General features: G+C 54.3%; 10 protein-coding genes and 1 riboswitch. Of the genes, 4 read left to right on the top strand and 6 right to left on the bottom strand.

Annotated features, from left to right (window positions below):
• The first annotated feature begins 30 nt into the window (after window positions 1-30).
• Window positions 31-138: riboswitch (glycine riboswitch) on the top strand.
• A gap of 164 nt (window positions 139-302) precedes the next feature.
• Window positions 303-1,565 (top strand): D-amino acid dehydrogenase, encoded by a 1,263-nt coding sequence (locus tag A6R74_RS15595; RefSeq protein WP_064235396.1) that lies wholly within the window; start codon window positions 303-305, stop codon window positions 1,563-1,565.
• A gap of 239 nt (window positions 1,566-1,804) precedes the next feature.
• Entirely contained in the window at window positions 1,805-2,497 is a 693-nt protein-coding gene (locus A6R74_RS15600; protein ID WP_064235397.1) for an NYN domain-containing protein, read from the top strand.
• A gap of 63 nt (window positions 2,498-2,560) precedes the next feature.
• Here A6R74_RS15600 and A6R74_RS15605 read toward each other — a convergent pair whose 3' ends face one another.
• From A6R74_RS15605 to A6R74_RS15620, 4 genes are all read right to left on the bottom strand, one after another.
• Window positions 2,561-3,328, bottom strand: coding sequence for an amino acid ABC transporter ATP-binding protein (locus A6R74_RS15605; protein WP_064235398.1), 768 nt, complete (start codon window positions 3,326-3,328; stop codon window positions 2,561-2,563).
• Complete coding sequence (locus tag A6R74_RS15610) at window positions 3,321-3,986, bottom strand: amino acid ABC transporter permease (RefSeq protein WP_064235399.1); 666 nt, start codon at window positions 3,984-3,986, stop codon at window positions 3,321-3,323. Before A6R74_RS15610 ends, A6R74_RS15605 begins: the two co-directional genes overlap by 8 nt.
• Window positions 3,987-4,010: 24 nt before the next feature.
• Window positions 4,011-4,652, bottom strand: coding sequence for an amino acid ABC transporter permease (locus A6R74_RS15615; protein WP_064235400.1), 642 nt, complete (start codon window positions 4,650-4,652; stop codon window positions 4,011-4,013).
• Window positions 4,653-4,730: 78 nt separating this feature from the next.
• Window positions 4,731-5,588: a transporter substrate-binding domain-containing protein gene (locus A6R74_RS15620; protein ID WP_064235401.1), complete on the bottom strand. Its 858-nt coding sequence runs from the start codon at window positions 5,586-5,588 to the stop codon at window positions 4,731-4,733.
• A gap of 194 nt (window positions 5,589-5,782) precedes the next feature.
• On the opposite strand from A6R74_RS15620, the gene pdxR reads away from it, so the two are divergent.
• The gene (gene pdxR, locus A6R74_RS15625) at window positions 5,783-7,270 is read left to right on the top strand and encodes a MocR-like pyridoxine biosynthesis transcription factor PdxR (protein ID WP_064235402.1); all 1,488 of its coding nucleotides are present in this window, start codon (window positions 5,783-5,785) and stop codon (window positions 7,268-7,270) included.
• Window positions 7,271-7,278: 8 nt separating this feature from the next.
• Here the strand turns inward: pdxR and A6R74_RS15630 are convergent, their stop codons facing one another.
• Entirely contained in the window at window positions 7,279-8,628 is a 1,350-nt protein-coding gene (locus tag A6R74_RS15630; RefSeq protein WP_240488248.1) for an aspartate aminotransferase family protein, read from the bottom strand.
• A 220-nt stretch (window positions 8,629-8,848) separates the two neighbouring features.
• On the opposite strand from A6R74_RS15630, the gene A6R74_RS15635 reads away from it, so the two are divergent.
• Window positions 8,849-9,610: an SDR family NAD(P)-dependent oxidoreductase gene (locus A6R74_RS15635; protein ID WP_064235404.1), complete on the top strand. Its 762-nt coding sequence runs from the start codon at window positions 8,849-8,851 to the stop codon at window positions 9,608-9,610.
• On the opposite strand, the gene A6R74_RS15640 is transcribed toward A6R74_RS15635, so the two are convergent.
• Window positions 9,607-10,545 carry a GGDEF domain-containing protein gene (locus A6R74_RS15640; protein WP_064235405.1) on the bottom strand — a complete coding sequence of 313 codons (939 nt, stop codon included), beginning with the start codon at window positions 10,543-10,545 and terminating at the stop codon, window positions 9,607-9,609. The two genes, A6R74_RS15635 and A6R74_RS15640, sit on opposite strands and share 4 nt — an antisense overlap.
• Between the last annotated feature and the right edge of the window lie 28 nt (window positions 10,546-10,573).

Consider the following 10,573-nt stretch of genomic DNA (forward strand, 5'->3'; position numbering starts at 1 on the left):
AAGACAGCAGCATTTAAGACAATAAGACACAAGGTAATAGCGGGAGAGCTTGGCGCATCTGATAGCAATCGCGATGACGCCAGCGCCGAAGGAGCAACAACCCCGGAAACTCTCAGGCAACCGGACCGCTATCACCCTCGCTTTCCGAAGAGCGGCTGATGACTGCGTCACTCAGCCCACCGAAGGAGCAAGCGCACCCAGCGGATGCGTGAATCTCTCAGGTTCCATGACGGAAGGGGTACGCCCAGCAGCTTACGCCGTTAGGTGGGATTCCCCGACGCTCATACAATCTGGAGAGAGTTATGCAACGCATTGCCGTTATCGGTGGTGGTATCACCGGCATTACCAGCGCTTACGCCCTGGTCAAACGTGGCTATGAAGTCACCGTATTTGAAAAGCATCGCTACGCCGCGATGGAGACGTCATTTGCCAACGGCGGTCAGCTTTCAGCCTCTAATGCTGAAGTGTGGAACCACTGGCCGACGGTTATCAAGGGCCTGCGCTGGATGCTCAGAAACGACGCCCCTCTTTTAGTTAATCCCCGCCCAAGCTGGCACAAGCTCAGTTGGTTTGGCGAATTTATTGCCTCTATCCCCCGCTACGCTGCCAACACCACCGAAACCGCGCGGCTGGCCATTGCAGCACGCGAGCACCTGTTTCAGTGGGCGCAGGAAGAGCAGATCGATTTCGATTTAAAGCAGAAAGGTATTCTGCACATCTACCGGGACAAAAAGGGCTATGACCACGCCGCTAAGGTATCGCAACTACTCAGCCAAGGCGGCCTAGAGCGCAGGGCGGTCACTCCTGACGAGATGCGCGCCATCGAACCCACCCTGGCGGGCAACTACTATGGCGGCTTCTTTACTGAAAGCGATGCCACGGGTGATATTCATAAGTTTACCCATGGCTTGGCCCAAGCTGCCGAACGCCGCGGCGTAACGCTTAAATATGGCCACAGCGTGCAGGATATCGGCGCGGACGAACAGCACGCCTGGGTCACTGCCGCAATTGAAGGCGAGGCTGACGGCGAACCCGTGCGCGAAACCTTTGATAGCGTCGTGGTATGCGCAGGCGTAGGCAGCCGAGCCCTGGCTGCGAAGCTAGGCGACCGGGTCAATATTTACCCGGTCAAAGGTTACTCGATTACCGTGCAGCTTGACGATGCTGCCTCCCAACAGGCTGCCCCTACCGTTAGCCTGCTCGATGATGAAACCAAGCTGGTCACCAGCCGCCTGGGCGATGACCGCTTCCGCATAGCCGGTACCGCCGAGTTTAACGGCTTTAATCGTGATATCCGCGACAACCGCATCCGCCCGCTGATTCGCTGGGTGGAAGAGTGCTTCCCTGGCGTCAGCACCCGCCGCGTGGTGCCCTGGGCAGGGCTGCGTCCGATGCTGCCCAATATGCTGCCCAAGGTCGGCCCCGGCAAACTGCCCACCGTGTTCTATAACACCGGGCACGGCCACCTCGGCTGGACGCTTTCTGCGATTACCGCGTATATGCTAGCGGATGCGGTAGAGGCGAAAGACGCACAAAGCGAGCGATCTACACAGCCACTAGCTTAGCCTTACCTACATCAACTGCACTTGCCAAGCGGTCATCCGTTAATATAGATAGTCGGGATAATGATCGAACCAGCGCCAGGCTCACTTCATAGTGGATAAGGCTGACGTTTGCGCATCGCTCAAATATGGGCGATAATGCAGCCACGACTCAGCCCTGAACGCAGCGATTAGGTTCGCTGGCAGTTAGGGTGAAGAAACCGGCCAATGCGCCGGTTTCTTCGTTTTTAAGGATCTCATTTGTGCAGACTGCCTTCTTTGTCGACGGCTACAACTTGTTCTACGGGCTACTTGCAGGTACGCCTTACAAGTGGCTCGACCTATCAAGCTTGCTCGAAGCTATTGCTCACGAGAACGATCCCTGTAGCCAAGTGGCTGAAATACATTATTTCACTTCTCCAGTGCAACCTACCCTAGCAACACGCAAGCAGCAGTCCAAACAGGCCCAAGATACCTATATTCGAGCGCTCAAGGCTCGTGGCATTGAGGTGCACTGGGGCCGGCATCGCCTGGATCACCGGAAAGCTCCCCGCTTTATCTCCAGAAATATACCAGCCTCTCGGCAGGATCAGGTTGATATCTGGAACCTTGAGGAGAAAGAAACAGATGTTCGTCTCGGTATCACGATGTATCGCCTTGCGGCTAAACAGAATTGGGGAGAGGCTCCGGAAAATCGAATCCAGCAAATCGTCTTAGTGTCGGGTGATACGGACATGACCCCTGCTTTAGAGGCGATCCGTGCAGATTTTCCACACTTACGCATAGGTATCATCCTCCCCCATCGGAAGGGTGTTGACCGGACACCTCCAGGCTCCCTAAGAAAATACGCTGATTGGATGCGTCGCCATATAACCACCGATGAACTCGAAGCCCACCAATTCCCTGATCGTGTCCACACCCGAAAAAAGCCAGCCGACAAGCCCGAGTACTGGTAACGAGTTATTTTAGAGAGGAAATAGCTTTGTTAAAACTGACTCGCATAGTCAGGCTTAGTGCACTCACACTATAGGCGCTTCAAGTTCCAGGAAACGCCGTACCCGGTCGGTTTTGGGGTTGACGAAAAATTCGCTGGGGTGGGATTTTTCGATAATGATGCCTTTGTCGAGGAACACTACTTGGTCGGAGACCGCTCGGGCGAACTCCATCTCGTGGGTTACCAGCACCATGGTGTAGCCCTCTTTTGAGAGGTCTTTGATGACCCCTAACACCTCGCCCACCAGCTCTGGGTCGAGGGCTGAAGTGGGCTCGTCGAACAACATCACATTGGGCTGCATGGCGAGCGCCCGGGCAATGGCCACCCGCTGCTTCTGCCCACCCGAAAGGGTGTAGGGGTACTGCTCGCGTTTATCGACCATCCCGACTTTCTCAAGTAGCGCCATAGCCCGTTCCTCGGCCTCCTTCTTGCTCACCCCCTGCACATGAATAGGCGCTTCAGTGACATTGCGCAGCACGCTCAAGTGAGGCCAGAGGTTAAAGCCCTGGAATACCATGCCCAAGCGCGCACGCATGCCAGCAAGCTCTCGGCGCGACATGGGCTTGCCGGTGTCGCTAACGCCGATGCGGTCACCGTCAATACGAATGTCGCCGCGGTCGGGCTGTTCAAGCCAGTTAATGCAGCGTAGCAGGGTAGATTTACCCGACCCCGATGAGCCTAAAATACTCACCACTTCGCCAGGCTGCACCTCAAGCGATACATCACGCAGCACCTCGGTGCCATCAAAGCTTTTGGAGAGGTTACGAATACTAACAGCGGCGGTCTCAGGCATTTTCGAATCCTCGCTTGGCGCCAAAACGGCCAATCATTTTGATAAACAGTTCTAAACCAATACTGATCAACCAGTAGAAGCCGATCACCACGATGAACGCTTCCATGGGAATGAAGTAGGTGCTCGACAGGCTGCTCGCTGCCGCGGTGAGTTCGCGCACGGTGATAATCACCAGAAAGGCAGTATCTTTAAGCAGGATGATCAGTTGATTGCCCAACAAGCCGCGGGTTTTTAATATCAGTTGGGGCAAGATAATACGCATAAACATCTTGGGCTGCGAAAACCCTTGAGCGATGGCGGCCTCCACCTGTCCTTGGGCAAAAGTGGCGCGGCAGCCACGCAGAATCTCGGCAAAATAAGCACCGTGGTAAATCACCAGGGCAATAATCCCGGCCGTCCAGGCGCTCATACGAATGCCTGCACTGGGTAAACCGTAATAGAGCAGATACGCCAATATCAAAAACGGCAGCATGCGCATGCCATCGATAAAAATTCGCAGCGGAATCTTCAACCGTGGGCGAGAGCCTTCCAACAAAAACACCATACCGCTGCCCATTAAAAAAGCTAACACGGCGGATAAACCAAACAGTTTTAAGGTGTTGTAAAAACCACTTAAAAACACATCGTAAGACGACCAAAGAATGTCCCAATTGCTCATAGAGGTTCCCCCATAATGGCCACGTTAAACGGCCAGTCGGCTGGCCTTGCGCTCAGCCACACGTTGAAACCACACCAACAAACTGATGATCAGCATATACAGCGCCGCAGCCGCTAAAATGGGTGGCAATGGGTCGTAGGTAACCGCTGAGATACGGTTGGTCACCCGGGTAAGGTCGACCACGCCGATGACGGCAATGGCGGGACTGCCTTTAATCAGAAACGACATCTCATTGACCAAGCCCGGCAGACTGGTAATGGTAATTTGCGGCAGCATAATGCGGCGAAAATAGACCCATGGGGTCATGCCAATCGCCAGCGCGGCTTCACGCTGATCTTTAGAGAAGTTGTTAAACGCAGAGCGCCAAATTTCGGCGTTAAAGGCAGTGGTATTGAGCGTTAGCGCAATGATGCCGGCCACATTGCGGTTGAGGTTAACGCCCATGGTCGGTGCGGTTAAGAAGATAAATAACACCAGCGTTACCAGCGGCGTTGCCCGCGCCAGGCTAATATAAACCCCTAGCACTTGATGCAGAACGGGAATTTTTGCCACTCGAAGCAACGCAATCAACAGCCCCATCACCACACCGATGGCAATGGAGATGCCGGAGATCCACAGCGTTGTCCAGGCACCCTGAATGAGAAGTCCCCATGCGCTACTGTCCATGCCCACTCACCCCCTGATTCGCTTGATTGGATAAGCCGCCCGGCTGGATGCGCACAGGCGGCTGGCGAAGGTGATGGCTTACATACCGGCCATTTCGTGGAACTCTTCTACGGAGGTGATCGGTGTTGTCGGTAGGTCGTCAAAAGACTCGCCAAACCATTTTTCCTGTAGCTCGGCCAAACGGCCCGAATCGCGCAGGTGGCTCATAAAATCGGTGATATAGGCCAACAGTTCGGGACTATCTTTACGCACCGGCCAAGCCACATAGCCCGGGCCGGAGACGGCCTGGCCCGCCTCGAATACGTCAGGGCGCTCACTGATCAGGTCATTCACCGGCACGATGGAGTTGATAACGTAGTCAACACGGCCATTGGCGAGATCAGCGTAGATTTCTGGATAGGCTTCATACTGCATGACCTCGCCCAGTTCGCCACCGCTCTCTTCCAGCATGACTTCCAGCTCTGGCAGGCGCGACAGCAGTGCACTGCCCGCTTGAACGCCCAGCGTCATACCGCTTAAATCTGCAACGCTATTGATACGGTCATCACCCGCCCGCTTGATATAAAAGTGCTGGGCGGAGGCGAAAGGCGGTGCATAGTTGAACACCCGCAGCCGCTCATCGGTCACCGAAGCGCCAGTCAGTGCCATGTCGTACTGGCCCGACGACACCGACGCCAGCAGCCCCGTCCAGGGCAAAATATCCTGGCGGATTTCGAAGTCCGCGTACTCCTCCAGTTCAATCAATATATCTTTGATAAAGCCGTCCGGGTCGCTGCCACTCATAAAGTTAAACGGTGCGTAATTATCTTCGGTAGCCACGGTCATGTAGCCACGGCTCTCGATTTCTTCTAAATCTGCGGCTGCCGTAGTGAATGACATCCCTAAAGTAAGAACACCAACGCTTAGTGCGGTAGTTAAAGCAGCTATTTTTTTCATCTTTTTATATCCCTAGAGTGAACAATCATCGCTAACCAAACGGTTACAAGTTGGAAGTAACTTCACCCTAGTTTTTTATCCTCCTCCCGATTAGAGCCAGTTGGCTTAAATTAAAAGGACAGCTGGGCACCCTAAAACTGGCATGAAAGATGCTTGGCTTAAAGAGAGGGGGATAATCTAAAGAGGAGGAGTGCATGACTACGCTGTGTCTTGAGGTCGACCCTAACGCTGCCCCTTGCCTGCAAGAACAGCTGCGTAAAACGCTGTTAGAAGCCATTCGCACGGGCAGCTTACCCACCGAGGACGCGCTCCCCTCCTGCCGCAAGCTTTCCCAACAGCTGGGTATTTCGCGTAATACGGTAGCGATTGTTTACGAAAAACTGGTCGAAGATGGCTATCTGGTTAGTCGCCCACGTAGCGGTTATTACTTACACCCTGATTATAATGAGCCTCAATCAGGACTAAATGCCTCTTTAACCGCAATGACGGAGAGCAGTAGCGCCTCAACCACTGCACCAAACTGGCACAAACGTATTTCCCAGCGCCCTACTAACTACCAAGGTATTCTCAAACCCGGCAATTGGTCGGAATATGCCTATCCGTTTATTTATGGCCAGCTAGATACGCGTCTGTTCCCGCTTGCCCAATGGCGCGATGTTTCCCGGCGTTTATTAAGCTCCCAGCGCGATAAACCGTGGCTGCGCGACCGCATTGATCAGGATGACTCTTTACTCATTGAGCAACTGCGTAAGCGTATTTTGCCGCGTCGAGGTATTTTTGCCCGACCGGAAGAGATACTGATCACCATGGGAACGCAAAATGCGCTCTATTTGATTGCGCAACTGCTTTGCCATCGGGGAACGAGCGTGGCCCTGGAGTCACCGGGTTACCGCGAGGCGATGAATGTATTTGCCCAGCGCGGCGCTAGCCTGCAGTTCCAAACCGTGGATGCAGACGGCATGTGCCTTGAGGGCTCTCAGCAGTGTGACTATCTGTATGTGATGCCCAGCCATCAGGTTCCCACGGGCGTGACCATGAGCCGTGAGAGACGCGAGGCGCTATTGGCCCAACTCCCCTACCGCGACCAAATCGTGATTGAGGATGACTACGACGCCGAGATTCACGGCGACCAGTTTGCGCTGCCCGCGCTTAAAGCCAGTGCCCAGAGTGCGCGGATTATCTATATGGGAAGCTTATCCAAAGCACTCTCACCTGGGCTGCGTATGGGTTACGTGGTCGCGGATGCAGAGTTGATTGACGAACTACGCGCACTGCGCCGCATGATGTACCGCCACCCACCTGCCGCGTTGCAGCACCAACTGGCGCAGTTTATTTCCCAAGGCTATTACGAGCGCTATCTCAAGCTGCATGTGGAAGAGATCGATCAGCGCCGCGATGCCATGCGCCTCGCCATTGAACAGGCCTTGCCTGGCTGCCGAAGCCATAGCAGCAATCGCTCCAGCGCCTTCTGGCTGGAAGCAGACGCCAGCATCGATACCCAGCGGTTGGCCTGGCATGCCGCTCAACGTGGTGTGTTGATTGAACCCGGCTTTCAACACTTCTTCGATGCCGCCCCGCCGCGGCGCTTTTTCCGCTTGGGGTTTGGCGCTATCGAACGGGAACGTATAGACCCAGGCATCCAGCGCCTGGGCCTCGCCTACGATAACGCTTTAAGTACTTAAGTAACTTATTAGCAGTTAGGTAACGCGTAGCCTTCAAACACGCGTTCAAGAATTGCCAACCCATCTTCCACCTCGGCCGCCGACACAATGCATGGCGGCACGACATGAATGCGGTTCTCGACGGTAAACACCAGCAGCCCCTGTTCCATCAATTGCTGCTTGAGCTTCAGCACTTCAGCCCCGGGCAGCGGCGTTTTGCGTACCGGGTCGCTGACCAGTTCCAGAGCGTGAAAAACGCCCAAGCCACGCCAATCGCCGATCACCGCATGCCGCTCGGCAAGCTGCTGCAATCCTTCTGCTAACAAGCCGTTACCGATCTTATCGGCATTTTCAACGATGCCCTCTTCTTCCATGGCGTCCAGGGTCGCGACTATCGCCGCCATTGCCAACGGATGACCGGAATAGGTTAGGCCGCCGACAAAAAAGTGATCATCGAAGTAGTGTGAAATAGATGCTGAAATAATCACCCCACCGGCAGGTACATAGCCGGAGTTGACCCCTTTAGCGAACACAATCAAATCCGGCGCCATATCGTAATGCTCAAAGGCGAACCAACGGCCCGTGCGACCGAAACCGGCCATCACTTCATCGAGAATCAAAACGATGCCGAACTCGTCGGCGAGTTGCCTAACGCCCTGCAGGTAGGCCTTGGGCGGTAATAACACCCCCGCAGTCCCAGGAATGGTTTCGAGCAGAATGGCGGCGACGGCGTTGGCGCCTTCGCACTCAATTACCCGGCGTAGATGGGTTAACGCCCGCTCACACTCTTCATCTTCATCCCGCGCCCAGAACTCGCTGCGATAAAGGTAGGGGTTGAAGAAGTGCACGTGCCCGCTAGCATACTCGTTAGGCACGCGCCGCCAGTCGCCGGTGGCCGCAATCGCTGAACCAGTATTGCCGTGATAAGAACGGTAAGCAGACAGTATTTTGCTGCGCCCGGTATACAGTCGCGCCATGCGAATGGCGTTTTCATTGGCATCCGCTCCCGCATTGGTAAAAAACACCTTGCTAAAGCCTGCGGGGGCTTTGGCGATGATGCGCTTAGCCGCCTCCCCGCGGGCTAAATTGGCATGGGCCGGCGCGATGGTGCACAGGCTTGCCGCCTGGGCCTGAATCGCACTCACCACTTTAGGATGCTGATGGCCGATGTTGGTATTAACCAGCTGGCTACTAAAATCCAAATACGAATGTCCCGCGTAGTCCCAAACGCGGCAACCTTCAGCGCCCGCGATAACCATGGGATCTAAACTGCCTTGCTGGGCCCAAGAATGGAACACATACTGGCGATCCAAGCCGTGTACATAGCGGTTATCCACATCTTGGGTGGGTGGATAAGAAGCAGCAATAGTGGCATTCATGGCAGGCACCCTGTTTAATCCATTAGCTAATAGTGTGCTTGCCAGCCTAGTGAGTTTGATCCTTGAGGCTGTAGGGCCAGTCGTAACACATCAACGGGACAGCGAATGTCACATCGGCTGTTATTATCTGGCCCTAATGGCTTGGGCCAACGTTGCTTACAGTGAGGCAACCATGGGCAATGTCGCCCTATTAAGCGTTAACTAACATGGAGATAGTGCAATGCCTAGCGTACTTATCACGGGAGCTACTTCGGGGTTTGGTAAAGCGGCAGCGCAGCGCTTTGCCAAAGCAGGTTGGTCGTTAATTCTAACGGGCCGTCGTGAAGAGCGCCTAAAGGCACTGGAAGAGGAGCTTTCTAAACAAGTGCCTGTGCTAACGCTGGCGCTTGATGTACGAGATAGTGAGGCGGTCACAAGTGCGATCAGTAATCTGCCAGCAGAATTTTTACCGCTAACTTGCTTGATCAATAATGCGGGCTTAGCCCTGGCGCCGGAACCGGCACAAAAGGTGGCGCTGGAAGATTGGCACACCATGATCGATACCAATATCACGGGCCTGGTCAACGTGACTCACGCGGCGCTGCCACTGCTACTTAAAACCGGAAAAGGGGCGAGTATTCTTAATCTTGGCTCGGTGGCGGGGCAGTGGCCGTACCCTGGCGGGCATGTGTATGGCGCCTCCAAAGCCTTTGTGCAGCAATTCAGCTATAACCTACGCTGCGACCTGTTAGGTACCGGTGTGCGCGTCACCGATCTTGCCCCCGGCATGGCCGAAACCGAGTTCACACTGGTTAGAACCAAAGGCAACCAGGCCGCCTCTGATGCGCTTTACCGAGGCACCACGCCACTCCAGGCGGAAGATATTGCCGAGCAACTTTACTACTTGGCGACCCTGCCCGACCATATCAACATCAACCGTTTAGAAATTATGACCGTTCGTCAGGCGTGGTCACCGTTCGCCATTGATCGCGACCAAGATTAAGCTTGCTTAACAGAGGGTAATAAACCACCCGTTGAAACTTGATCGCGCCCTTCCTCTTTCGCGAGGTAAAGGGCGTTATCCACTCGCTTCATGACGCTCTTTACCGACTCATTGGAGAGCACTTCCACAACACCAAAGCTTGCCGTGACCCAGCCTTCCACGGGGAAGTCAGTGGATTTTATTGCGCCGCGCACTTTTTCTGCTAGCCGCACGGCCTGTTCAAGCGAGGTTTCAGGCGCCAGCAGCATAAACTCTTCACCACCCCAGCGTGCGCAACAATCCGCTTTACGTAGATTGCGCCTAAGCAAATCAGCGAGTTCAACCAGTACTTGGTCACCGACATCATGCCCATAGTTATCATTGATCTGTTTAAAATAATCGATATCCAACATGATCAAAGAGAGCGGGCGAGCGTAGCGGTTTTGGCGGTTGATTTCGCTTTTCAGTACCGTATCAAACTGAGACCTGTTAACGAGCCCGGTTAACATATCGGTGGTTGCTAGCCGCTTAAGCTGGGCTTCTTTCTCCTTCTGCTCGGTCACATCGCGCTGGGTTAACACGAGCGTAATGGCATCATTGTGCCTTACGCCCATCGCCGTAATTCGCCATTCAACATATCGACGCGACCCATCATGACGGCGGTTTACTTCCAGCCCACCAATGCCCTCAAAAAAACTTTCCGCATCATTGATCAATGGATTCAGCGCATCGTGCAACTGGTCAAAAATTTGCCGGTTGGCGGCCTCTTGCTGAACGATAATGGGCGCCACTCCCAGCCAATCTTCACGGCTGCCACCCCATAACCGCTGATAGTCGGTATTAACGTCGACAATGTGAACCCCAGGTGAGTTTCCTTTAAAGCGGAGAATTGCCACCGCGTGGCCTGGCCGCTCTTTATCAAGTTCCGAACCTTGCTGGCTATAGTGCTGATACATGCTATTTACTCGTCCTTGTAAAATAGTC

Origin of the sequence: Halomonas sp. ALS9 (genome assembly GCF_001651035.1) — a bacterium.
GTDB lineage: Bacteria > Pseudomonadota > Gammaproteobacteria > Pseudomonadales > Halomonadaceae > Vreelandella.